The 22800-nt window shown below is 68.9% G+C and carries 21 protein-coding genes; 7 read left to right on the forward strand and 14 right to left on the reverse strand.

Annotation, left to right across the window (positions count from 1 at the left end; translation table 11 throughout):
- Positions 1–118: 118 nt before the first annotated feature.
- The 9 genes from CKO28_RS18445 to CKO28_RS18485 all read right to left on the reverse strand — a co-directional run bounded on the left by CKO28_RS18445 (position 119) and on the right by CKO28_RS18485 (position 9971).
- The gene (locus tag CKO28_RS18445) at positions 119–1453 is read right to left on the reverse strand and encodes a Y4lR C-terminal helical domain-containing protein (protein ID WP_200342284.1); all 1335 of its coding nucleotides are present in this window, start codon (positions 1451–1453) and stop codon (positions 119–121) included.
- A 247-nt stretch (positions 1454–1700) separates the two neighbouring features.
- Entirely contained in the window at positions 1701–2183 is a 483-nt protein-coding gene (atpF, locus tag CKO28_RS18450; RefSeq protein ID WP_200342285.1) for a F0F1 ATP synthase subunit B, read from the reverse strand.
- On the reverse strand, positions 2183–2689 hold the full coding sequence (locus tag CKO28_RS18455) for a F0F1 ATP synthase subunit B family protein (protein WP_200342286.1): 507 nt from the start codon (positions 2687–2689) through the stop codon (positions 2183–2185). The genes atpF and CKO28_RS18455 overlap by 1 nt, the downstream gene beginning before the upstream one ends.
- A gap of 299 nt (positions 2690–2988) precedes the next feature.
- Complete coding sequence (locus CKO28_RS18460; RefSeq protein WP_027287710.1) at positions 2989–3216, reverse strand: F0F1 ATP synthase subunit C; 228 nt, start codon at positions 3214–3216, stop codon at positions 2989–2991.
- 146 nt (positions 3217–3362) lie between these two features.
- Entirely contained in the window at positions 3363–4082 is a 720-nt protein-coding gene (locus CKO28_RS18465) for a F0F1 ATP synthase subunit A (protein ID WP_200342303.1), read from the reverse strand.
- Between the two features lie 53 nt (positions 4083–4135).
- On the reverse strand, positions 4136–4600 hold the full coding sequence (locus tag CKO28_RS18470; protein WP_200342287.1) for an AtpZ/AtpI family protein: 465 nt from the start codon (positions 4598–4600) through the stop codon (positions 4136–4138).
- 320 nt (positions 4601–4920) lie between these two features.
- Entirely contained in the window at positions 4921–8385 is a 3465-nt protein-coding gene (locus CKO28_RS18475; protein WP_200342288.1) for an AAA family ATPase, read from the reverse strand.
- A gap of 144 nt (positions 8386–8529) precedes the next feature.
- Positions 8530–9249 (reverse strand): DsbA family protein, encoded by a 720-nt coding sequence (locus CKO28_RS18480; RefSeq protein ID WP_200342289.1) that lies wholly within the window; start codon positions 9247–9249, stop codon positions 8530–8532.
- Between the two features lie 134 nt (positions 9250–9383).
- Positions 9384–9971, reverse strand: a complete 588-nt coding sequence (locus CKO28_RS18485) for a DUF721 domain-containing protein (RefSeq protein WP_200342290.1) — start codon at positions 9969–9971, stop codon at positions 9384–9386.
- Positions 9972–10147: 176 nt separating this feature from the next.
- Here CKO28_RS18485 and mutY point away from each other — a divergent pair, with 176 nt between their 5' ends.
- Entirely contained in the window at positions 10148–11224 is a 1077-nt protein-coding gene (mutY, locus tag CKO28_RS18490) for an A/G-specific adenine glycosylase (protein WP_200342291.1), read from the forward strand.
- A 301-nt stretch (positions 11225–11525) separates the two neighbouring features.
- Here the strand turns inward: mutY and CKO28_RS18495 are convergent, their stop codons facing one another.
- The 3 genes from CKO28_RS18495 to CKO28_RS18505 all read right to left on the reverse strand — a co-directional run bounded on the left by CKO28_RS18495 (position 11526) and on the right by CKO28_RS18505 (position 13689).
- A complete protein-coding gene (locus CKO28_RS18495; protein WP_200342292.1) occupies positions 11526–11999 on the reverse strand; it encodes a Dps family protein in 474 nt (157 codons plus the stop codon).
- 152 nt (positions 12000–12151) lie between these two features.
- Positions 12152–13099 (reverse strand): 2-dehydropantoate 2-reductase, encoded by a 948-nt coding sequence (locus tag CKO28_RS18500; RefSeq protein WP_200342293.1) that lies wholly within the window; start codon positions 13097–13099, stop codon positions 12152–12154.
- 104 nt (positions 13100–13203) lie between these two features.
- Complete coding sequence (locus tag CKO28_RS18505; protein ID WP_200342294.1) at positions 13204–13689, reverse strand: hypothetical protein; 486 nt, start codon at positions 13687–13689, stop codon at positions 13204–13206.
- Positions 13690–14384: 695 nt separating this feature from the next.
- On the opposite strand from CKO28_RS18505, the gene CKO28_RS18510 reads away from it, so the two are divergent.
- The 4 genes from CKO28_RS18510 to CKO28_RS18525 all read left to right on the forward strand — a co-directional run bounded on the left by CKO28_RS18510 (position 14385) and on the right by CKO28_RS18525 (position 19243).
- Entirely contained in the window at positions 14385–15632 is a 1248-nt protein-coding gene (locus CKO28_RS18510; RefSeq protein ID WP_200342295.1) for a tyrosine-type recombinase/integrase, read from the forward strand.
- A 311-nt stretch (positions 15633–15943) separates the two neighbouring features.
- Entirely contained in the window at positions 15944–16162 is a 219-nt protein-coding gene (locus CKO28_RS18515) for a helix-turn-helix domain-containing protein (protein WP_200342296.1), read from the forward strand.
- 224 nt (positions 16163–16386) lie between these two features.
- Complete coding sequence (locus tag CKO28_RS18520) at positions 16387–16764, forward strand: hypothetical protein (RefSeq protein WP_200342297.1); 378 nt, start codon at positions 16387–16389, stop codon at positions 16762–16764.
- 43 nt (positions 16765–16807) lie between these two features.
- The gene (locus tag CKO28_RS18525; RefSeq protein WP_200342298.1) at positions 16808–19243 is read left to right on the forward strand and encodes a DUF5906 domain-containing protein; all 2436 of its coding nucleotides are present in this window, start codon (positions 16808–16810) and stop codon (positions 19241–19243) included.
- Positions 19244–19578: 335 nt separating this feature from the next.
- Here CKO28_RS18525 and CKO28_RS18530 read toward each other — a convergent pair whose 3' ends face one another.
- Together CKO28_RS18530 and CKO28_RS18535 are read right to left on the reverse strand one after the other, a co-directional pair.
- Positions 19579–19866: a hypothetical protein gene (locus tag CKO28_RS18530; RefSeq protein ID WP_200342299.1), complete on the reverse strand. Its 288-nt coding sequence runs from the start codon at positions 19864–19866 to the stop codon at positions 19579–19581.
- Positions 19867–19886: 20 nt separating this feature from the next.
- Positions 19887–20414, reverse strand: coding sequence for a terminase small subunit (locus CKO28_RS18535; RefSeq protein WP_200342300.1), 528 nt, complete (start codon positions 20412–20414; stop codon positions 19887–19889).
- A 105-nt stretch (positions 20415–20519) separates the two neighbouring features.
- On the opposite strand from CKO28_RS18535, the gene CKO28_RS18540 reads away from it, so the two are divergent.
- Together CKO28_RS18540 and CKO28_RS18545 are read left to right on the forward strand one after the other, a co-directional pair.
- On the forward strand, positions 20520–22166 hold the full coding sequence (locus CKO28_RS18540; RefSeq protein WP_207168867.1) for a hypothetical protein: 1647 nt from the start codon (positions 20520–20522) through the stop codon (positions 22164–22166).
- Positions 22166–22711 carry a hypothetical protein gene (locus CKO28_RS18545; protein ID WP_200342302.1) on the forward strand — a complete coding sequence of 182 codons (546 nt, stop codon included), beginning with the start codon at positions 22166–22168 and terminating at the stop codon, positions 22709–22711. Before CKO28_RS18540 ends, CKO28_RS18545 begins: the two co-directional genes overlap by 1 nt.
- Positions 22712–22800 lie beyond the last annotated feature (89 nt).

Here is a 22800-nt window from a genome sequence, read left to right on the forward strand (position 1 = left end):
CCCTCACCCTCCCACGGACCTACGGTTCGCGGGCCCCTCCCTCTCCCCTCGAGGGAGAGGGGATCATGCGGCACCACCTACGCTAGGCGTGATGGCGCGGCGCCTCGACGGTTCCACGCTACGCGTCCGGCCGCGCGGTGATTTCCGCGCGCTCGGCGAGCCAGGCCGCGAGGCCGTCGCGCTCGGCGATCCGGGTGCCGTCGCGGCCCAAGCCAGCGAGGGCGTCCAGCCAGGCGCGGTCGGTTTCGCGCAGGCGCTCGGCCGGCCAGCTGCCGGGCAGGCGTCGGGTGGCGGCCGTGAAGCCGCGCGCCCAGGCCGCGAGGTCGGCGCCGGCGACGTCGGCGACGCTGTCGCGGATCGCCTGGGAATCGTTCAGGGCCTCCAGCAGCGTCTCGAACCGCTGCACGACGAGGTCGAGGAGGCGTTGCGCGGCTTCCCGGTCGTCCAGGACATCGCCGCCGGACAGGAGGTCGCGGACCCAGGTCTCGTAGCCGGTCGGCTCCGGCGCGAGCTCGCAGGCGGTCATGTAGCCGTCCAGCCACATGACGTCGGCCTCCGCCCCCGCCTGGGCGAGCAGCCGTTCGAGTTCGCCCGGCGCGGCCGGCGGGCCGAGGTCCACCGCAGCGCCGCCGGCGTCGTCGTTCGGATCCGCGGGGCGGCCGTCCGGGGTGTCGTGGAACGACCGTGCCGTGTAGCCGGCGATCACGTGCGCGACCGGGACGTCGCGCACGTCGGTCACCTCGTCGAACGCGGCGGCGTTGAGCGCCATCCCGAACCAATCGTCGTGCTTCTCTCGCAGGACGACCGCCGCGCGCAGCAGGATCTCCCGCCACAGCGGGCGGTTCCGCTCGACCGCCGGATAGACGTATTCGTAGAGCTCGCGGCGGTGCGCGTTCGGGTCGGCGCCGGCGTCGATCAGGCACGCCGGGTCTTCTTCCCAGGTGCCCACAATGGGATGGCGCTCGGCCCAGTCCGCCGCCGCGAGCAGCGCTGTCCGCGCGGCGTCCGCGCGTTCCTGGGTCGCGGTGGTCAGGATCGTGCCGTCGGGGTCGAGGACGCCCAGCCAGTCGCGGCCTGCGATCGGGAACCGACGCAGCTTGTCGAGACCGGTGCGCCGCGCGGCCTCCGGCCAGTCCGGCGCCGGCGCGCCTTCCGACAGGGCCGCCACGATCAGCGTCCGTCCCAGGTCCAGCGGCAGGTCCTGGGGGGACAGCGGCTGGTGCTGCTGAATGATTTCGGCCGCGTCGTCGCGGTCGTGGCAGGGAACCACGGTGGCGTCCTTGATCCCCTCGCCGATCTTCAGCAGCAGCAGGGCCAACACGGGCTTGCTCTGGGAGCCGGCGACCACGATGACGGTCTGCGCGCCGACCGCGTCCGGCAGGGTGGCGAGGATGCGCCGCGTGCCGGTGGCCGCGCCGCCTGTGCCTTTGGAGGATTTGCGCTTGCTGGCCATTGTCGGCTGTACCGCAGGGGTCTTCCGAGGGCGCGCTCCGGGGCTCACCATGTGGGCGATAACGAAAAAACGCCGCCGGCCTTGTGTCGAGCCCGGCGGCGCTTGTGTCGGCGAACGCGAACGGCGTCCGCACCCTAGGGCGGAAACGCGGAAGGCTTACCCACCGTCCGCGTTCATCTTGCCCTCTCTTCAAGCAGTTAGAGCAAAATTCACGACGAAGGTCGGTTCGACCTCCATCGATTTTGCTCTAGTGCAGGTTCTTGCGCACGCCTTCGATGGTGTTGTCGACCAGCTGCTTCTGGTGGGTGTCCGACATGTTGTCGCGCAGCAGCTGCTCGGTCGCGCGCACGGCGATGTCGGCCGCGCGGTTGCGCACCTCCGCCAGTGCCTGGGCTTCGGCCTGCTCGATCTTCTCCATGGTCAGGCGCTCGCGGCGCTTGAGCTGCTCCTCGAGATCGCGCTCGCCGCGCTCGCGCATGCGCTTCGCCTCGGTCTTGGCGTGCTCGATGATTTCCTCGGCCTCGCGCTGCGCTTCGCGCTGCTTCTTCTTATAGTCGGCCAGCTGACGCTGGGCCTCCTCGCGCAGCTTCTCGGCCTCGTCGATGTCCTTGCGGATCTTCTCGCCGCGCGCGTCGAGGGTGCGCAGGATCGGGCGCAGGCCGTAGTAGCCGACGATCCCGATGAAGATGATGAAGGCGACGGCGACCCAGAACGTCGTGCTCTGCAGCATCAGGCCTGACCTCCTTCCTGCGTGCGCTTCATCGCGTCCTTCACGGCGGCGTCGGCCTTGTCCTTGGCGACCTGCTCGCCGAGCAGCTTGGCGCTCGCCTGCTGGGCCACCTCACCGGCGACCGATTGCAGGTTGTCGAGCGCCTGCTGCTTGGCGCTGTCGATCCGCTGCTCGGCCTCGTCGATCTTCTGGTCCAGTTCCTTCGAAAACGCTTCGTGGCGTTCGCGCTGTTCCTTGTCCAGCTGGTCGCTGGCGTCCTTCAGCATCTTCTGCGCCTGCTGCCGCGCCTCGGCCAGTTGCTGCTCGTAGGACTGGTAGACTTCCTCGGCCTCCTGGCGGAGCTTCTCCGCCTTGGCGAGGTCGTCCTCGATCTTGTCCTGCCGCTCTTCCATGATCTGCGCCATGCGCGGCAGGGCGACGCGGCTCATGATGAGGTACAGGCCCACGAAGGTCACGATCAGCCAGAAGATCTGGCTGGCGAACCATTCCGGGTTGAACTGAGGCATCGCCTAACCCCTGTAAGTCCTGACACGTCGGGCGGATGCGGAACGGGTCCGCGCGCCTGGCACCGACGTGCGGCGGCCGGGGGCCTATCGGCCGCCCGGCGGTGGTGGCTTCTCGTCGCCGTGGAACCCTTTGCCGGATCCCGCATCCCGCCGTCACGTCACGCGCGGCGAGGGCCGCGGGCGTCAGCCGACGCCGCCCGCGGCCCCCCATCAAGCCGTCCATGCGTGACCGACCGATCCAACCGTCTCGTCGTCGTTCCGCCGGCCGCCTGCGACGGCCGGCACGCCGATCCGGTGTCTTAGAACGCGAACAGCACGATCAGTGCGACGATCAGGGCGTACAGCGCGATCGCTTCGGTGACCGCGAAGCCGATCCAGATGTTCGCGCCGATGTCGTTCTTGGCCGACGGGTTGCGGGCGATCGCGTTGTAGTAGCTGGCCCAGACGTTACCCACGCCGATGCCGGCGCCGGTGACGCCGATCGCGGCCAGGCCCGCACCGATCAACTTCGCAGCTTCGGTTTCCATTGTTTCGTCCTCACGCTTGGTTGCTTGGTCAAGTCAGCCGGCCGGACGGCGGGTCGCGCCCTTGGGGTCGTCGAATGGGCCGGCCGGGGGCGAAGGGATCCGCGCCATCTGGTGAGCGGCACCTGCGGCCCCCTGCTCCATGCGGCTTAGTGCATGTGCAGGGCGTCGTTCAGGTAGATGCAGCTGAGGATGGCGAAGACGTAGGCCTGAAGGATGGCGATCAGCACCTCCAGGGCGGTGATCGCGACCAGACCGGCCAGCGGGATCACGCCGGCGATGCCCAGCACGAACACGAACCCGGCCAGCGTCTTCAACAGCGCGTGGCCGACCAGCATGTTCGCGAACAGACGCAGCGCCAGCGAGACCGGCCGCGACAGGTAGGAGATCAGCTCGATCAGCACCAACAGCGGCAGCGACCAGCTCGGCGCGCCCTCCGGCGCGAAGAATTTCAGGAAGCCGATGCCGTGGCGCGCGAAGCCGATCGCCGTCGTGCCCAGGAACACCACCGCGGCCAGCGCGAAGGTCACCACGATGTGGCTCGTGAAGGTGAACGAGCCGGGGATCAGGCCCTGCAGGTTGCCGATCAACAGGAAGCTGAACAGGCAGAACACGAACGGGAAGTACTGCCGGCCCTCCTTGCCCGCGCTGTCGCGGAGCATGTTGGCGACGACCTCGTACAGCATCTCCGCCGCCGCCTGCGCCCGGCCCGGGATGAGCGCGCGCCCGCGGGTCGGCAGCATCATCAGCGCGGAGATGATCGCGACCGCAATGACCATCCACAGCGAGGAGTTGGTGAAAGACAGATTGAGATCGCCGATCTGGATCGGGACGATCGGCGAGAGTTCGAACTGCTCCATCGGGTGCAGCCCGAAACCGCCGCCGCCGTCACCGCCGTTCGTGGACGTCTGCTCCGCCACGACTACCCCTCTCTCTCGTTGCCGCCGTTCCCCGGGCGGTTGGTGTCGGTCCGCGAACCGGTGCCCGGTCGCTCCCGGTCACGATCCGCGCGCGTGTCGCCGTCCCGCCGCGCGTTCCCGTCGCGGGCCCCGTCGGCCCCGGCCGCCTCGGCGCGTTCGCGCGCCTGGGCGGCGTCGGCCTCCTTGGCCGTACGGATCAGGTTCGTCATCGCCGCCGCCGCGCCCAGGATGAAGAAGGTGATCAACAACCAGGGCGCTGTGTTCAGCCAGGTGTCCAGGATCAGGCCGATCGCCACGCCGACCGCCAGCGCCGAGACCAGCTCGGTGGCGATGCGCAAGCCCAACCCCAGGCCGCTCGTCGAGGCGAGCGAGGAATTGCGCGCCTGATCGCGCGCCCGCGCCTCACGCCGCGCCGCAATGCGCTCGCCCAGCCCCTTCAGCGGGGACGGCTCGTCGGGGTCCGGCATCGCAAAGTCCGCCTTCCAGGACGATTGAGCGTCCGCCGTCGCGTCTCGATCCGCTGTCGTGTCTAAAGAGGCCGGCGCGCGGCAGAAGTGCGGCACCGCACAAGGCGCGGCGAAAATACGGGGCACCCCACCCCCTGTCAAGGCCCGCCCGGCGCGCCCGGAAGTGGCCGAAATCCTGGATTCATGCGGGTTTTGGCGGGGACGGCACAGCGCAGCGGCGGGCCCCTCTCCCCTCGAGGGAGAGGGGATGGGTGGTCCGGCGCGGCAGTGACACCCCACTCTCCGGCAACCCACTCCACGGGGAGCCACTCTGCGCCGCCTTACGCGCTCTCGCGCAGTTCCTCGGCGGCCTGAAGGTCGACGGAGACGAGCTGGGAGACACCGCGCTCGCTCATGGTGACGCCGAACAGGCGGTCCATCCGCGCCATCGTCATGCGGTGGTGGGTGATCACCAGGAAGCGGGTCTTGCCGCTCCGCGCCAGTTCCTCGACCAGGGTGCAGAAGCGGTCGACGTTGGCATCGTCGAGCGGGGCGTCGACCTCGTCGAGGACGCAGATCGGCGCCGGGTTGACCAGGAACACCGCGAACAGGAGCGCTAGCGCCGTCAGCGCCTGCTCGCCGCCGGACAACAGCGACATCACCTGCAGCTTCTTACCGGGCGGGGAGGCGTAGATCTCCAACCCGGCTTCCAGCGGATCGTCGGTCTGGGTCAGCGACAGCTGTGCCTGGCCGCCGCCGAACAGGCGGGTGAACAGGTCGGTGAAGTGGCCGTTGACCTGCTCGAACGCCGCCAACAGCCGCTCCCGGCCCTCCTTGTTCAGGCTGGCGATGCCGCTGCGCAGCCGGGCGATCGCGTCGGTCAGGTCCTGGCGTTCCGAGCGCATGCCGTCGATGCGCTCCTGCAGCTCCGCCTCCTCCTGCTCGGCGCGCAGGTTCACCGGGCCGATGTTGTCGCGCTCCCGGGTTAGGCGCTGCAGCTGGCTTTCCACCTCGTCGCGGCCGGGCAGCTCGGCGCCGGGGTCCATCTCGGCGGCTTCCAGCGCGCGGTCGGGATGCAGGTGCAGGCGCTGTTCGATCCGCTCGACAATCTGGTCGGCGCTGGCCTGGGCCTGCTCGAGCTGGCTTTCCGCGCGCACGCGCTGCTCGCGCGCCTCGCCCAGTTGCTTCTCGGCGTCCTTCAGCGCGCGGTCGGCTTCGGACTGCCGGCGTTCGCCCTGGGCCAGCGCGTCGGCCGCCTGCTGGCGCTTGCGCTCGGCGGCCTCGATGCTCTCCGCCAGGGTCTCGCGCTGCCGGCGCAGTTCGTCCGGCTTGGCCGCCAGCTGGTCCAGTTCGGTGCGCGCCTCCGCCCGGCGGGCGTCCAGGTCGTCGAGGTGCTGGCGCGCCGCCTGAGCGCGCTCCTGCCAGCTCTGCACGTCGCGATCGATCGCCTGCAGGCGCCGGGCGCGCTGGTCGGCCTCGCGGTCCAGCCGCTCGACATCACTCTGCTTCTGCGACAGCTCGCTGCGCGCTTCCGCCAGTTTCGCGCGCAGTTCGTTGACTTTCTGCCGGGCGTGCTGGACGTCGGGCAGCTCCGCTTTCTCCTGGCGCGCCTGGGCGAGCTCCGCCTCGACCTCGCGGACTTCCCCGTCCAGCCGCTCCGCGGCCTCGCGCAGCGAGGCGAGGCGGCTTTCCGCCGCCGCCGCCGCCTTTTCCAGCCGGGCCTGCTCCTGGCGCGCGCTGTCGAGTTCCCGCTGCGCGTCGCCGACCGCCTGGCGCGCCGCCTTCTCACGCTCGGCCGCCTGCCGGGCCGCCGCCTGGGCGGTGTCGTGCGCCTGCTGCGCCTGGTCCAGGGCGTGCTGGCGGTCCGGCATCTCGCCGCGGAGCTCGGCCAGGCGGTTCTGCTGCTGCAGCCGTTGCGCGGCGGCGGTCGGCGCCTCCGCGCCGGCGACGAAGCCGTCCCAGCGCCACAGGTCGCCGTCCGGGCTGACCAGCCGCTGGCCCGGCGCCAGCTTGGGGTGCAGGCGCGCGCCCTCGGCCCGGTCGGCGACCACGCCGACCTGCGACAGCCGCCGCGCCAGACTGTGCGGCGCGCGCACCACGTGCGCCAGCGCCGTGGTGCCGGCCGGCAGGGCCGGCGCGTCGTCCAGCGGCGGCAGCTCCAGCCAGTGGACCGGCGCTTCGCCGTCTTCCGGGGCGTTCAGGTCGTCGCCGAGCGCCGCGCCCAGGGCGGCCTCATAGCCCTTGCGCGCGCGGATCGAATCGATCACCGGCGTCCAGCTCTCGCCGTCGCCGCCCTCGACCACGCCGGCCAGCGCGTCGATCTCCGCCTGTAGCTTGTTCCGGGCGGCCTCCGCCGTCTGCAGCGCCTCGCGGGCCGCGCGCTCGCGCTCGCGCGCGTCCGACAAGGCCTGCTCGGCCAGCTCGGCTTCGCCCTGCGCGTCGCTCAGGGCCTGCTCGGCCTGCGCCGCGCGCTCGCGGGCGCGCTCGGTCTCGCGGCCGTCGCCGCCGTCTTCGGCCGTCAGCTTGTCGATCTGCTGCTGGGTCTCCTCGCGCTGGCGCTTCAGCTTGTCCAGCCGGCGGGCCAGTTCGTCGATCCGCTTGTCCAGGTTGCGCGCCTGCGCCTCGTCCGCGGCGACCTGCTGGTTCAATTCGGACAGCTCGGCTTCGCGCGCTTGCGCGGTCTCCTGCGCCTGCTGGCGGGCGCGCTCGGCCGCGTCGTGGGCGTCCTGCTCGCCGGCACTCGCCTGTTCGAGCTCGGCGCGCTCCTGCTCCAGGCGGGCGACCGCGCTGTCGGCGTCGCGCGCCTGCTCCTCGGCGCGGCGCTTGTCGGCGTCGGTCTGGTCCAGACGCGCCTGGGCCTGCTTGCGGGTCTGCTCGACCTGCCGCTCCTCCTGGTCGAGCTGCTGCTTGGCCAGGTTCAAGCGCTGCAGCTCGGCCGACGCCTCGGCCTCCGCCTGGCGCAGGTCGGGCAGGGCGTTCTGCGCGTCCGCCTGCTCGGTGGCGCGCTGGGATGCCGCCTCGGTCAGGTCGGCGACCTTCGCCTCGGCGGCTTGCAGGCGTTCCTTCGCGTCCGTCAGCGCCTGCTTGGCGCGCTGGTGGTCCAGGTGCAGCAGCAGCGCTTCGGTCCGACGGATGCGTTCGGACAGGTTGCGGTAGCGCTTGGCCTGGCGGACCTGCTTTTGCAGCTGTTGCTGCTGCTGCTCCAGCGTCTGGATCACGTCGTCCAGCCGCTCCAGGTTGCTCTCCGCCGCTTTCAGCCGCAGCTCCGCCTCGTGCCGGCGGGAGTGCAGGCCGCTGATCCCCGCCGCCTCTTCGAGGATGGTTCGCCGGTCGCTCGGCTTGGCGTTGATGATCGTGCCGATCCGGCCCTGGCTGACCAACGCGGTCGACCCGGCGCCGGTCGCCTGGTCGGCGAACAGCAACTGGACGTCGCGGGCCCGCGTCTCCCGGCCGTTGACCCGGTAGGTCGAGCCCTTGTCCCGCTCGATCCGGCGGACGATGTCAAGCTCGTCCAGGTCGTTGAACTGGGCGGGCGCGGTGCGGTCGGTGTTGTCCAGGTGGACCGCGACCTCGGCGATGTTGTGGGCGGGCCGGCGCTGCGAGCCGGCGAAGATCACGTCGTCCATCTCGCCGCCGCGCATGCGCTTGGCGGAGGTTTCCCCCATCACCCAGCGCAGCGCTTCGACGAGGTTGGACTTGCCGCAGCCGTTCGGGCCGACGATCCCGGTCATGCCGCGTTCGACCACCAGTTCCGTGGGGTCGACGAACGACTTGAACCCCTTCAGACGCAGGCGGTTGAACTGCATCGCCGGCTTATGCCTCTGCCCTGATCGTGAGACGGCGGCCGGTGAGACTGCGGACAGTAAGCCGGCGGACAGTAAGCCGGCGGACAGTAAGCCGGCGGACGGCGGGCCGGGCGCCGGCCGGCCGGCCGGGTGCGGCGCGGCCGATCACGCACCGTCCCCCGCGGCTTGGAGCGCTTCCTCGAACGCGGCGTACGGCTTGGCGCCCTCGATCTTCTCGCCGTCGATCAGGAAGGTCGGGGTGGACTGCACGTTGGCCTGGTTACGGCCGACCTGCTGGCGATCCAAAATCTTCTTGGCTTCCTGCTGGTCGCTGATGCACTGGTTGAAGGTCTTGCTGTCCATGCCGGCCTGGCTGGCAATCCGTTGCAGCGCCTGGCCGGGGTTGTCCGAGCGCGTCCACTGACGCTGCCGGGCGAACATCATGTCCATCACCGCGAAGAAGCGGTCGCCCTCGAAGCAGTTTGCGACCAGCGCGCCCGCCAGCGCCAGGCGGTCGAGCGGGTAGTGGCGGTAGACCAGCTTGGCCTTGCCGGTTTCGATCCACTGCTCCTTCAGCTTCGGCAGGGTGTTGTTGTGGAAGGATGCGCAGTGCGGACAGGTGAGCGAGCTGTACTCGATGATCGTGATCGGCGCGTCGGGGTCGCCCAGCACGTGCTCGTTCTCGCCGACCTGCGTGACGTCGCCGGCCTGCACGGTCTGGGCGTCGGAGCCCTTGTCCTGGGCGGCCGCGATCGCCTCGCCGGCGCCGGCCGGCAGGCCGGCGACCGATTCGGACCAGCCGCCGGTCGCCAGATAGGCCGTCAGGCCGGCGCCAAAGATCGCGACCGAAGCCGCGCTGGCGATCAGGATATTCCGCAGTTTCATCGCATACCTACCATATCTTGTGAGATTAGCGGGGATCGCCCGCCCGACGCAAGGGAACGCCGCGCGCGGCTCCCTGATTAGGTCGGGATATGGGCACCCGTGTGGCGACCTGTCCAGCGTTGCGGGGGGATCGCCTATCGCGTTGATCCACCGTCGGAACGGCCGCCGGAACCGGCGCCGGACAGCCGGTCCGACAGGCGGTTGAGAGCGTCGCGCAGGCGCGTGTCCTCGATCCCGGCGATCCGCTCCCGGGCGGCCCGCGACTCGGAGTCGTCCAGGGTCGGTTGCGGGCGCGGGCGGGGCGCCGGCGTGCGGTCGACCAGCTGGCCCTGCTCCAGCTTCAGCCGCTTGACCGCCTGGTAGCCGAAAAAGCCGTTCACCCGGTCGATCAGCACCGGCTCCAGATGCGCGAGCCGGGTCGCCTCCCCGGACTTGACCCGCAGCACCAGGGTGGCTTCCCGGCGCGCCTTGCGGTCCGGGAACACCAGCCGGCGCGGCTGGCAGGCGCGGGCGAAGTCCTGGCCCACGACCGACGGCCACTCCGCGATCAGGCTCGCCTCGGCGAGCGCGCGCTTGCCCAGCACCTGCCGGGTCACCCGCTCGACGTTGGCGCCCAGCGCGCTCATCGACCGACGGCGTCCGTCGCCCGCCGGCTTCCCGGCGCCCTGAGTGCTGGCCTGGCTGACCCGCCCGCGCGGCGCCTTACCACTGTCCTCCGCCATCGCTTCGCGCTCCTGGCTCGTTGGCCTGGGGTTGCAGGGCGCCGCGGCGGGGTCCCTCTCCCCTACAGGCGGAGAGGCGACCCGCTGCAAAGCTGTGCCGTCACGCCAATCGCGTTTTCGGCTGGCCGCTCGCCGGCTCTGGCCTAGGTCGTCTCGCGGCCAGTATAGGGGGGAGCATGAGTGAGCCCGCAAGCGCGAAGCTGTCGTCCGTCGCCGACCGGCTGCTGCCCTGGTACGACCGGCACGCCCGCCGGCTGCCCTGGCGCGCGCCGCCGGGGGCGCGGGCCGATCCGTACCACGTCTGGCTGTCGGAGGTGATGCTGCAGCAGACCACGGTGCAGACGGTGCAGCCGTATTTCCACGCGTTCCTGGCGCGCTGGCCCAGCGTCCACGAGCTCGCCGCAGCCCCGCGCGACGACGTGCTCGCCGCCTGGGCGGGGCTCGGCTACTACGCCCGGGCGCGCAACCTGCACGCCTGCGCGCAGACCGTCAGCCGGGATCACGGCGCGCAGTTCCCCGACACCGAGGCCGGCCTGCGCAAGCTGCCGGGGATCGGGCCCTACACCGCCGCGGCGATCGCCGCGATCGCGTTCGACCGGCCGAGCGCCCCGCTCGACGGCAACATCGAACGGGTGGTGGCGCGCCTGTTCGCGGTTCAGGACCCGCTGCCGGGCGCCAAGGAAACGCTGCGCGCGCGCATGGGGGACCTCGTGCCGCACGACCGCCCTGGCGACTTCGCGCAGGCGATGATGGACCTGGGGGCGGGGATCTGCCAGCCGCGCAAGCCGCGCTGCATGCTGTGCCCGCTCGCCGAGGCGTGCCGTGCCAGCGCCCGCGGCATCGCCGGCGACCTGCCGGTCAAGGCGGCCAAGAAGGCCAAGCCGACCCGCCAGGCTGTCGCCTTCTGGACGGTGCGCGCGGACGGCTGCGTGCTGCTGCGCCGCCGGCCGGACAAGGGCCTGCTGGGCGGCATGCTGGAGGTGCCGTCGACCGACTGGACGGAAGCCGCCTGGGATGCGGCGGACGCGCGCGGGCACGCGCCCCTTGCCGCCGGTTGGACCGAGCTGCCCGGGGTGGTGCGCCACACCTTCACCCATTTCCACGTCACGATCACCGTCTGGGCGGCGCAGGTGCCGGCGGACACGACGGTCGCGGCGGGCGAGTGGTGGCCGTTCGACCGCCTGTCCGACGCCGGCCTGCCGACCGTGATGCGCAAGATCGCCGACCACGCGGTGAAGCAGGGCGCGGGGTAGGTATGAGCCGTCCGCGTGTTTGCACGCCGTCTCCGCGGGTCCCTCTCCCTCGAGGGGAGAGGACAGGTGAGGGTGGGATTCCCCGGCGCACGGCGGGGAAACCCACCCTCACCCTCCCACAGACCGGATGGTCCGCGGGCCCCTCCCTCTCCCCTCAAGGGAGAGGAGATTGGGCGCTATGCCCGCTGATGGACACGGGCCGCACAAGAAAAAGCCCCCGCCCGGGGCAGTGGGGCGGGGGCTACTTGGCCGCGTGGCTCCCGGCGGAAGAGGGAGGCGCGCGGCGCGTGCCGGGGGCGGCTTACTGGCTCAGGTGGGCGCGCAGCATCCAGGCGTTCTTCTCGTGGACGCGCACGCGCGCGCTCAACAGGTCGTCGGTGGCGACATCGACGGCCTCGCCGGCGGTCTGCAACACCTGGCGGCAGGTGTTGGCGACCGTTTCCTGATCCTCGGCCAGGCGGCGCACCATGCTCATCGCGTCGGGATGGCCGGTGTCCTCCTCGATCGCGCCGATCTCCATGAACTCGGAGTAGCTGCCGGGCGCCTTGTGGCCGAGCGCGCGGATCCGTTCGGCGATCTCGTCGACCGCCGTCGCGAGGTCGGTGTACTGCTCTTCGAACAGGTCGTGGAACGCCTTGAAGTTCGGACCCTCGACGTTCCAGTGATAGTTGTGGGTCTTCAGGTACAGCGTGTAGCTGTCGGCGAGCACGCGCGACAGGCCCTCGGCGAGGCGCTTGCGGTCTTCGGCGGAGATGCCGGAGTTGATCTTGTCCATGTCCTCGTCTCTCCCGCTTGACTTGGTTGCGGCGCGACCGGAGGCGAGCCGGGAGCGCCCACGTGTTTAGAACCCTTCTAAGGTAAATATGGGGCCCCGGGGCTGACGGCGCAAGTGCGATCCCCCAACGGTGCACCCCGGCGCATCGATCGTTACCCGTCCTTGTACGCCGCCAGGGCATCGCGGATCACCTGGTTTGCCGGCGTCGCGACACCGTGGCGCGCGCCCAGGCGCACCACCGCCCCGGTCAGCCAGTCAAGCTCCAGCGGCTTGCCGGCTTCCAGGTCGTGCAGCATGGAGCTCTTCATTTCCGCCGGCAGGCCGTCGACGAACGACAGCACCTGGGCTTCCCGGTCGTCCGCCAGCGCGACCCCGGCGGCGCGGCCGACCGCAACCGTCTCCGCAACCAGCTGGCTCAGTTCCCGGCGGGTTTCCGGCGCGTCGCGCAGCGGGCCGATCGGGCTGCGATGGCGTGCGGTCAGGCCGGCGAACGGGGCGAGGAAGGTGAACTTGCGCCAGATGTCGAGCCGGATGTCGGGGCTCTGGCGTGCCTCGAACCCGCCGGTGCGCCGGGCGGTCTCCTGCAGGGCGGCGTCGAGCGCCTGCAGCCGGTCGGCCATGCGGGCGCTGGGCGCGCGGCCGTCGGGTGCGCCGTAGGTCAGGTCGGCCATCGTGCCGGTGTGCTGGATCACCCCCGGTTCGGCGATCGCCGCGCCGATCTGGGTGGTGCCGTCGAGCAGCGCGTCCTGGCCGCAGTGGCGGGCCAGGATCTCACCCCGGTCGACGCCGTTCTGCAGCGAACAGACGGCCGTGCCCTTGGCGGCCAGCGGCGCCAGCCGGCGCGCGGCGTCTTCCGTATGCATCAGCTTGACGCAGACCAGCGCGACGTCCGGCGCCGCGGCGAGCGTCCCCGGGTCTTCGACCACGGTGGGGCGGGCGATCGTCGCGTCGCCGCGGGCGGAGCGCACCCGCAGCCCGTGGTCGGCCATCGCCCGGGCGTGCCGGCCGCGGGCGACGAAGGTCACCGCGTAGCCGGCCTCGGCCAGGCGCGCGCCGTAGTAGCCGCCGACCCCGCCAGCCCCGAACACCAGGATATGCATCGCCGTCAGGCTCCCTCGCGCCGCTGCCGCGTTACTTCGGGATCAAGCTACGGCGCGGCCGACCGTCACGTCCAGGGCCGGCGCAAGCGGATCAGGCCGCCGTTTCAGCGCAGCCAGGCGGTGCGGCTGCCGGCTTCGTAGTGCAGCACGATCCGGTCGGCGAGGCGAAACACCCGTTCGTGCTGCAGCGTCAGGAAGACCCCGGTGTCGCTCAGGGCGACCGTGCCCATGCCCGGGCTCTCGTCGGCCAGGCGGACGCGCCACATCTCCAGGTACAGCGCATCCAGCCCGCGCGCGGCGCGGTCCAGCGCGGCGGTGAACGCCCGCTCGCGATGGGCCTGCTGGGTGATCTGCCGGGTTTGGGGATTGTCGGCGATCGCCCGGCAGGCGCGCGCGACCTGGCTCAGGAACGGCCGCCAGCTGGGATCGGCCAGCCGCGTCGCGGCCCAGCCGCAGCCGTAGCTTACCGCCGCGAGCGGGCGTTCGTCCGCGGCGGTGGCGCTGGCGGCGGCGACCTGCCCCGCCCGCGCGGCGGCAGTGCGCTCGCCGGCCTGGGCAAGCGTGGCGAAGACCACCGCCGCCAGCGCCACGCCGACGAGCGCGCATCGGCGCCGTGGCGTTGGCCGCGCGCCCGCGCGGGATCGGGGCGCACGGGTGGGCGCGGGGGTGCGCACGTGTGTGACTGACGGTCGGTGAAAACGGCGGGACAGCATCGACGGTCTCCCAAACAGGGGTCCTTGACCGCTCGGGGGGCGGGCAGGACGTGATCGGTGGCGCCGCGGTGCAGGAACACCGCGGGCCAGCTTCGCCCTCCCCAAGGCCCGTCTTCCGGCTGCCCGCTTTTCCAAAACCAGGTGGCACGGACACCCGGGCGCCGCCTGGAGGCGGCTAAACCCCAGTCTCGCGACCGGGCCTTCACAAAAGCTTAACACAACCGCGACGGGTGCGGGGGAATAGAGTTGCGCGAACCGTCGCTGGCGCGCGCGCACATCGCGGGGCGCCGGCATGGCGAAAGGACCAAGCGGCGCCGGAGACAAAAAAATGCCCCGGAAACCAGAGTTTCCGGGGCAAGTTGAACAGGGAGGCTTCACGTCTGGGAGACTTAATATCATCTCATGCGCTATTGCTTGGTGGACCTTGCTGGACTTCACTGGACACTCTGTAACCCTTGCGTTTCTGCGATTTTCGGGCATTATAGCCGGATCGACTTCGCGGGCGGACGGTAACGGACGCCCATGGTCCACGGGCCAAAATTGGCCCAAGGCTGGCCCAAGAGAGGTTCACAATGCCGCGCGCTTTGACCGACTCCGTTGTCAGGAACCTGAAACCGCTTCGAGGAGCCACCGACTGGCGCGAAGTCTCCGATGGGGGTTGCCGCGGGCTGCGCCTGCGGATCTCGCCTCATGGCGAGAAGGTGTGGGCGGTCCGCGTCATGGTGCATGGTCGGCGTGCCCGGCAGCAGCTCGGGGCCTACCCGTCCGTGTCGCTCGCCGAAGCACGGGAGCGCGCCGACAAGTACCGTGCGGCGGCCCGCGAGGGTCTAATGCCCGAGACAAGCGACGAGCGGGAAGAAGCGGAGAACATGACGTTCGCCCAGGCCCACGGGAAGTACCGGGCCGCCTTGGCAGGCAGCCTTCGCCCCAACACGATCACCAACAAGAAGTCGCTCTTCGAGCGGCACATCGAACCGGTGATCGGGCACCGCTGGATAGGCTCGATCAAGCGGCCGGACATCGTGGAGGTGGTCGACCTTGCGCGCCGCAAGGGTTTGAGCACCGGCGCGAACCGGGTGTTCAGCGAGATCATGGCGTGCCTGCGCTGGTGCGAGGATCGCGGCATGATCGAGGGCGTGCCCACCTTCAAGAACTTCAAGTCGAAGGAAGAGCCCCGGAACCGGACGCTACACCGCGGCGAGTTGAGAGCGGTATGGCTGGCGACCGCGGACATGGGCCAGCGGTCCGCCGACTTCGTGCGGCTCTTGATGCTGAGCGGGCAGCGCCGCGACGACGTGCGGCTCATGCGATGGGACGAAGTGAGCCTCGACGACGGCTACTGGTATATCAGCGCGGAGAGGTACAAGACGCGCCGCGACCACGTGGTCCCGTTGTCCAAGCCGATGATCCGGATATTGCTGCGCCTCAAAGCGCAGCGGGCGTCGGCGAAGGTCGTCTCGCCTTATGTCATCCGCGGGAACGACCCGAGCAAGCCATTCAACGGCGCGCAGCGTGCAATGGACCGGCTTCAACAAGAGTCAGGCGTGACAGGCTTCACACTCCACGACTTCCGCCGCACGCTGCGGTCTGGCTTGGCTCAACTCCACGTCGACGATCGGACGGCGGAGATGACCATTGGCCATGCGGTGCCGAAGATCGCGCGCACGTATGATGTCTACGAGCGGATCAACGAGCGCCGCCAGGCGCTGGACGCGTGGGCGTCCTACATCGGTTTCTGCGTTGGTCCGATCAACCGCCGAAGGGTCGCCGATCGGGTCCCGTCGCGCACCAATGTGATGCGCCTCGCCGCGGCTGGCTGATAGCTCCTACCAACGCTTCGTCCGTTGAACGCCGGCGCCATGTGCGCCGGCGTTCGGCGTTTTACGGCCGCCATGGCGCATTCGTCAGGCGAGACCGCGGCGTCTACAGCCCTTGGACGGCCCGTGTCAGTTAATAGGTGTCACTGGCGAGCTCAACAGTAGTTTGACGGATAAACTGTTTGATTGCTTGACGTCAGCCCAACGAGTGCTTGACAAAGTCGGATTATTTCAAGTCAATCTGGACTCCATTGGTGTTCTCTCCTAAAGTGTGCTGGACTTTGACAAACGACGCACACGCGGAGCCCCAGCACATGTCGCAGGACCTTCAGACCCGAAGTGCCCAAAAACTGGCCTTGTCGATCCCGGAAGCGGCCAAGGCGGCCAGCTCGTCTCGCTCGACCATCTTCAACGAGATCGGCAGCGGCCGGCTGCGTGCACGCAAGCTCGGCCGGCGGACAGTGATCTTGGTGGATGATCTCGAACGCTGGCTTGAGGGCCTGCCACCGAAAACCCCATCCGACGCGGCATAAGCCGCCCGGAACGAGTACGGCCCGCCTCGGGGGTGTCGAGACGGGCCGCGGAACACTCACTCGCAGGGTCGGTGGGGTAAACCGATGGACAACAAGGTATCAGACTACCGCGCAAAGGCAAGGGCGATCTGCCCGATTTGCCGCGGAAAAACCTCCGAAAACCGCAGTTTCGCTTGGGTACAGTGGTGCGCCGCTTGTGATCGCCTGTCGTGCGAGTGCGCACGATGACCGCGAGCGAGCAACGGCCGCCCTGGCAGGCCGACGATATCGCTTGGTTTTCCGAGAACCCGCACCGCACGCACCGGCTTCGTAAATCTTGGTCGGGTGAATACCCAGACGACCTGTCGGCGGATCTCGGACCCGACGTGTGTCTGTGGTCGATCGTTCGCCGATACGACGACGTCATGGGTGCGAAGCGTGCATGCCTGCTTAGCGTCGTCCCGGCTTTTCCGCCCGACATGCACTGGCAGGTGCACGAAGCGTTTGCGCACGCGCTCTATGAGGCGATGACCCGGGCGATCGACAACTACACCGGCTTGTATCCGGAAGACGTCCAGTCGTGGTTCTGGGCGCTGCTCGACGCCCACGACAACCCGCAATAGCCGCGCAGTGATGCGCCGCTCCTCCCTGAGAAGGAACACGAGAATGACCGACGACAACGCCGCGCCCGCGGCGCCGCAGGCGCCCAACGGCGACGACTTCGGGACGACCCTCCACACCCTGTCAGCCAACGGATACAGCCCGTTGCCGATCGTGCCGGCCGACAAGACGTTCTGGTCGCAAGGTGTCGAGAAGCAGGGTGGCAAAACCCCCGGCCGACTGCTCGGGACAACCTGGCAAGCGATGACCGGCTGGCAAAGGTACGCCCGAGAGCCGGCCTCTCCGGCGACCCTGCGGCGGTGGGCGGAGTGGCCCGCGCGCGGCGTAGGTGAGCCGGGGTGTGGTCTCGCGGCGGGCTATGGGGGGCTTGTGGTCCCCGACCTGGACACGTTGTCGCCGACGGCCGCGGAAGCCGCTCAGCGGCTCGCGGACAAGCATCTAGGCGCCGCTCCGGTCAGGACAGGCAAGGCACCCAAGACGTCCCGCCTCTATCGGTGCGATGAGCCCCTGAAACGGCTGCGCTCCGCGACCTTTGAACTCGACGGTGTGCTGAACACGGTTGAGCTGCAGGTCGACGGTCAACAGACGGTCGCCTTCGGCGTCCACCCGGACACAGGCCGGCCTTACGAGTGGTCGGAAGGGTCCCCTCTCGACACACCGGTCAGTGAGTTGACGGTCGTCACCCGCGAACAGATCGAAGCGTTTATCGATGCGTGGGAAAACGAGATGGTGCTCGTCCACGAAGCGGAGATGAAAACCGCGGGCGGCGGAGCGGTCGATCGCGAGGAAAAGCCGGAAAGCGCGCTAACTGCGGGTGCCGAGAAGATCCGCGCGGCGCTGCCATACGTGCATAACGAAGACCGGCACTACGACGATTGGGTCAGCATCGCGCACGCGCTCAAGTCGGCGCTCCGCAACGCTGAGGGTGAAGCCCTCGACATCTGGCACGAGTTCTCGGCCAAGAGCGACAAGTACGATCCTGACTACACGGATAGGGTGTGGCAGTCGATCGACGCGGAGACCGTCAATTCAATCGGCGCCGGGACGTGGTTCCACGAGGCGCAACAAGGCGGTTGGAACGGCCGGCCCGAACCGGGCGACGAGTTTCCGCCGATCGCCGAGGCCGACCGGCCGGCCGACGATCGTTCGCCGATCGAACGGGCGGTCGACGAGGTGAACGCCGAATATGCGATCGCGCAGGTGGGCAGCCGGGTTGTCGTGGTGCGGGGGCAGAAAGACGAGTATGGGCGACCCACTACCCCCGCCTTTCTGTCAGTCCCGGACACTAGGAATTTTCTGGCCAACCGTCGGATCAAAGATCCCAAGGCGGGCAAAAAAGCACAGGAGCGCTCTGTCGCCGACATCTGGCTGCAGAGTCCCCGCCGAAAGACTTACAACGGCGTCACGTTCGACCCGTCCGGCACCAAGCCGGACACCTACAACCTTTGGTGCGGTTTCGCCGTAGAGCCGGACCCGAGCGCGAGCTGCCAGCGGTTCCTCGACCACCTGCGAGACAACGTGGCCCGCGGCGACGAGACGATCTACAGATGGGTGGTCGGCTGGTTCGCCCATATGATCCAGCGGCCGGGCACGAAACCCGGCACCGCTCTCGTGCTCAAAGGCACGCAGGGGACCGGCAAAAGCATCGTGGGCGAAGTGATCGGCCGGTTGTTTCCGCCGCACCACACGAAGGTGAGCAGCCCGGAGCAGTTCACGGGGCGGTTCAATCGGCACTTCAATCAAGCGCTGTTGGTACAGGCCGAGGAGGCTTTCTGGGCTGGCGGCAAGGATGCGGTCGGCAAGCTGAAGGACATGATCACCGGGAGCACCATGCAGCTTGAGGCGAAGTGCGTAGATGCCTACCAGATCAAGAGCGTGATGCGCCTGCTCATCACGTCGAACGAAGAATGGGTGGTGCCGGTGGAGGTCGCCGAGAGACGCTTCGCGGTCCTCAACGTGTCGAACGCACGGGCGCAAGATCACGCGTATTTCCGAGCCATACTCCAAGAGATGGAGCAAGGTGGTTACGGGGCCCTGCTACACCACCTGCAGCGGTTCGATCTGTCGACCGTCAACGTCGGCCAGGTTCCGAAGACCGAAGGGTTGCTGGACCAAAAGATCCAGTCACTCGATAGCGTCGCTAAATTCTGGTTCGATTGCTTGCGCGAGGGCGACGTGCCGGGCGCGCATGACTTCAACGGTGGGTGGCCCGAAAAGCCCGAAGAAGTCTCCAAACGCGTGTTGTTCGAGACCTACCGCGCCAGATTGAAAGATAAGCAATATCACACGACATACGGTGTAGATGGTGGTCAGTTCGGCAAGCAGTTGCGTATCCTGGCACCGAGCATCAAGGACACGAAGCGCCGCTGTGATAGCGGTCAGGTCAGATTCTACGTGCTCCCGCCGTTGGACGATTGTCGGGCGCAATTTGAAGCGTGGATCGGCCATTCTATTCCCTGGGAAGACGGCGAAGACGCCTAAACCCGGACAAACGGCCTTGGTGGGACAGGGCGGGACAGGCTCGGATGGGGGTGGGACAGGTGAGCGGCTTCAAAAAATGGCAGTTTTCCGCGTGGTGAGGCAGGTGGGACAGGTGGGGCGGGGATTTTTCGGATTCCCCATATAGAGATGCACTGGCGACCAGTTTTTGGCCTCGTACCATAACAGCAGGGGGCTATCCTTACGCTTCTTTTCTCTATAACTCTAAAAGTACCTGTCCCACCTGTCCCACCTGTCCCAGCCCAGGCATACTGCGGCTTCCAGCTGGGACAGGTGAGCGAAAGCACCTGTCCCAACCTGTCCCACCTTGCGGCGATCTACTGCAAAAGCAGTTCCATCGGCTCGGTCTTGGTCTCCACGCCCGCCGACCGCGCACCGTTGCTGTGCTGATCCAGCACGGCGAGATACGCCGCGCCGTCGGGGCACTCCGCTAACCGATCCCGCGTCCACTGGATTGCCTGCTCGCGGTCGCCGTGGTGGCGAAGGCCGATCGCCAGCACCGCGGCGGCGAACCAGGCGCGCCACTTTTCGCGCGGCGCGCCAGGCGCCGGGGGTGAAAATCCGGTGATCCGGCGAACGTGGCTGCGCAACTCGTCCTGCGTCATTTCTGAGAGTTGCATGACGGCTACCCCGCGTTGGCGACGTCGCGGCCGTCGAGGATCGCCCGCAGGAAGTCCATGGGATCGGCGGCGTCCTTGTCGCCGTTGTCGGCGGCGTCGCGCTCCGCTTCGAGTTCCTTCGCGGTCCCGAGTTGCCCCGCGTGCTCGCACAGCGCACGGCCGGCGCTGACCTTGGCCGCGTGCGGCGCTTTCGGGTCTTGCGCGACTTGTCGGAGCGCATACAGGCCGATTACCCCAGACTCGGCCCGCTGCTTGAGCAGGGCTTTCCTGATGGCTTCCTGCACGTGCGGCAAATTCAGGTTCTGCCGCGCCTGCTCGTGGGCCGATCTTTCCGAGTATCCGGCGGTTTTCGCGGCGGCCGTCCCGTTGCCTCCGTTACGTGCATACTCAAGCGCGAACACCTGCTGCATCTCAGTCATTTTTGCCGGCATGGCGACAATCCTTCGCTTTGCGGTATCGATAAAAGTCCTGATGTGGACAATGCCCGAAAAACCGACACCCGGCAAGGTCGAACAGCCCTCAAAGCCTTGCATTACTGGTCGGGTCTGATAGCATCCCCAGAAATGGAGGTGACACGCGGCAAGTCCCCGGTGTTGCAAACTTGAAACACGACTTGCGCTTAATTGCGAGGAAAGCCAATGCGCCGCCGTCGTTTGACCGTAGGCTCCCCGGGTATCCAGCCGGGCAAGATCGCTCAGGCGTTCACGAGCATGTACAACGCCGTGCCGAGCGAGGCCGAGCGCCAAGCGGAGCAGGCGCAGATCGGGGCGCAGCGGGCGCAGGCCGACCTCTACAGCGCCAAGGCGGCGAACGAGCGCGCCGACTACACAGCCACACAGCGCCAGCAGCAGGGGCGTGAGAAGATCGCCGACCTGTTCTCGAAGATCGACGTCGCCGGCGAAAACTTCCATCTGAGCGGCGCCCACCCTTCGCAGCAGCACCGGACCGACGCGCCGGAAGCTGATCTCGAAAACTCGCTCGGCGAGTACGCCGGAAACGAGCTGCGCGAAGGCGCGATCGAAGCCATGCGGATGGCGATGCGCGCTGGCATGAAGCCGGACGAAGCGAACCAGTTCGTCCGTAACGGGATCGCGGCCTATCGGGGCTCGCAACCGATCGTGCAAGGCATCGGCTACGCGAGCGATCCGAAGGGTTACACGCTGGGTGTGAACGACGCGATCTCGCCGGAAGACCGTGAGGGCGTGGCTGCGCGGAACCAGCAGAACAACCTCGGGCAGATTTACGCGGAGGCCGCCGCGAGCCCCCTCACTGTCGGCGAAGGCGACATGGTGGTCCCGGGCGCCGGCGACCCCCGCGGCAGCGCCGGCCCGATCTACGGCCGCGACACGGCGAGCACCGCGGAAGCCGGGCTCATCAACCGCGCCGCCGGCGGTGAACAACTCAACGACCAACAGGCGGCGATCGCGGGTGCGGACGGCTCGGCCGGCCCGAACAAGCAGCGGATCGCACTCCGCGGCCCCAACGGCGACCAGCGTTCAGGCTATTTCGATCCGGGCGCCGGAACGTACCACTTCGCGACCGGCGAGCGCGTGCCCGAGGGGTGGCAGGCGTACAACCAGCCGCAGCCGCAGGGCTCGAACGAAGAGCTCGGCTTCGAGAGCAGCGAGTTGAAGTCGACTCGGCAAGAGATCCTGAACCGGCGCAGCGCGACCAAGCAGGCGGTCGCCACGGTCGACGAGATCAGCGGCCGGCTGCAGCAGGCCGAAGACCCGGCGCAGATCGTCGGCATCGTCGGCAGCGCCTCGGGGCTGCTCAACGACATGGCGGCGCAGGCCAAGGCGGCCATGCGACTGACCGGGACCGAGATCGAGGCGCCCGGCGACGCGGCGGCCTACGAAGGGACGTTCCGCGAGCTTGGGATCGAGAACCGGCAGATGCAGGCGGCGTTCCTGGATCTCGCGTACTCGATCGCCCAGTCCCGGGAGAGTGGACGTCTTACCGAGGCGGACATTTCCCGCGCGCTGCGCACGGTCGGCGCCAACGCCCAAGACCCCGTTGCGATGTCGCAGGTGCTGCAGTCGGCGCGCAACCGGCTTGTGCGGAATTACCAAATCTACGAAGGCACCGCCCGCGAGATGTACGGCGACCGGCTCAACGTCGATCCGTGGCGCCCAAAAGGCGGCCAGCCGCAGGGCGGCCCCGCCGGCGCGTCGCCGGCCCCGGGCGGCGGCCAAGGCGGCGGCGGCGCGAGCGGCCAGCCCGGCACGGGCGGCGGCAACGGCGGCGTGCCAGTGATCGACCTCGACGGAAACAGGATCGAATAATGCCAATCGATGTCCAACTGCCGTCGGGTGAGCGCGTCCGCGTCCAGACCGACGATCCGCAGGCCGCCGCCAAGGCCGCCCGCACCTATTTCGAGGAGAGCCAGCAGGCCGAAGGCAAGCGCACCGAGATCGCCCCGCCCTTCGACCCGGCCGGTGAAAACATTCCATGGCACGAGCAGCCCGCGACACAGACCCGCCCGCAGGCGCCGCCAGAAACCGGGCCCGAAAACGGTTTCGCCCGCGACCTGACGATTGGTGCGCAGGGCACCGGCCGCGGCCTGGCGGAGCTCGCCGGCGCGCCCGTGGATATCGCGACCATGGCGCTTAACGCCGGCGCCGCCGGCGGCGAAAAGCTGTACGAGGCGGCGACCGGCGAAGAGACCGACTTCGGCCGGATCGAGAACCCGATCGGCGGCTCGCAGTCGATCCGCGACGCCGCGACAGCCGGCGCGGAAGCCGTAGCCCTGCCGCTGGTCGCCGAAGACGACCTGCAGGGCGAAGAGAAGTGTAAGCGCCCCCTACGCCCCATTGGCATAGGGTGTTGACGCGCGACCACGGGTCTCGGCGGCGCACGAGGCGCCACCGGGACCCGTGGGCAACAAACTTTGCAAACTTTATTGGTTTTGCTGGGCCG

It is taken from the genome of Rhodovibrio sodomensis (genome assembly GCF_016583645.1).
Lineage (GTDB): Bacteria > Pseudomonadota > Alphaproteobacteria > Kiloniellales > Rhodovibrionaceae > Rhodovibrio > Rhodovibrio sodomensis.

Excerpts from the sequence above, each read along its gene's own strand:
- atpF (WP_200342285.1), bottom strand. The coding sequence starts at position 2,183 with ATGCTGCAGAGCACGACGTTCTGGGTCGCCGTCGCCTTCATCATCTTC.
- CKO28_RS18525 (WP_200342298.1), top strand. The coding sequence starts at position 16,808 with ATGACCGACGACAACGCCGCGCCCGCGGCGCCGCAGGCGCCCAACGGC.
- CKO28_RS18445 (WP_200342284.1), bottom strand. The coding sequence starts at position 1,453 with ATGGCCAGCAAGCGCAAATCCTCCAAAGGCACAGGCGGCGCGGCCACC.
- CKO28_RS18510 (WP_200342295.1), top strand. The coding sequence starts at position 14,385 with ATGCCGCGCGCTTTGACCGACTCCGTTGTCAGGAACCTGAAACCGCTT.
- CKO28_RS18515 (WP_200342296.1), top strand. The coding sequence starts at position 15,944 with ATGTCGCAGGACCTTCAGACCCGAAGTGCCCAAAAACTGGCCTTGTCG.
- CKO28_RS18495 (WP_200342292.1), bottom strand. The coding sequence starts at position 11,999 with ATGGACAAGATCAACTCCGGCATCTCCGCCGAAGACCGCAAGCGCCTC.
- CKO28_RS18500 (WP_200342293.1), bottom strand. The coding sequence starts at position 13,099 with ATGCATATCCTGGTGTTCGGGGCTGGCGGGGTCGGCGGCTACTACGGC.
- CKO28_RS18475 (WP_200342288.1), bottom strand. The coding sequence starts at position 8,385 with ATGCAGTTCAACCGCCTGCGTCTGAAGGGGTTCAAGTCGTTCGTCGAC.
- CKO28_RS18520 (WP_200342297.1), top strand. The coding sequence starts at position 16,387 with ATGACCGCGAGCGAGCAACGGCCGCCCTGGCAGGCCGACGATATCGCT.
- CKO28_RS18460 (WP_027287710.1), bottom strand. The coding sequence starts at position 3,216 with ATGGAAACCGAAGCTGCGAAGTTGATCGGTGCGGGCCTGGCCGCGATC.
- CKO28_RS18540 (WP_207168867.1), top strand. The coding sequence starts at position 20,520 with ATGCGCCGCCGTCGTTTGACCGTAGGCTCCCCGGGTATCCAGCCGGGC.
- CKO28_RS18485 (WP_200342290.1), bottom strand. The coding sequence starts at position 9,971 with ATGGCGGAGGACAGTGGTAAGGCGCCGCGCGGGCGGGTCAGCCAGGCC.
- CKO28_RS18480 (WP_200342289.1), bottom strand. The coding sequence starts at position 9,249 with ATGAAACTGCGGAATATCCTGATCGCCAGCGCGGCTTCGGTCGCGATC.
- CKO28_RS18530 (WP_200342299.1), bottom strand. The coding sequence starts at position 19,866 with ATGACGCAGGACGAGTTGCGCAGCCACGTTCGCCGGATCACCGGATTT.
- CKO28_RS18470 (WP_200342287.1), bottom strand. The coding sequence starts at position 4,600 with ATGCCGGACCCCGACGAGCCGTCCCCGCTGAAGGGGCTGGGCGAGCGC.
- CKO28_RS18455 (WP_200342286.1), bottom strand. The coding sequence starts at position 2,689 with ATGCCTCAGTTCAACCCGGAATGGTTCGCCAGCCAGATCTTCTGGCTG.
- CKO28_RS18545 (WP_200342302.1), top strand. The coding sequence starts at position 22,166 with ATGCCAATCGATGTCCAACTGCCGTCGGGTGAGCGCGTCCGCGTCCAG.
- CKO28_RS18535 (WP_200342300.1), bottom strand. The coding sequence starts at position 20,414 with ATGCAAGGCTTTGAGGGCTGTTCGACCTTGCCGGGTGTCGGTTTTTCG.
- mutY (WP_200342291.1), top strand. The coding sequence starts at position 10,148 with ATGAGTGAGCCCGCAAGCGCGAAGCTGTCGTCCGTCGCCGACCGGCTG.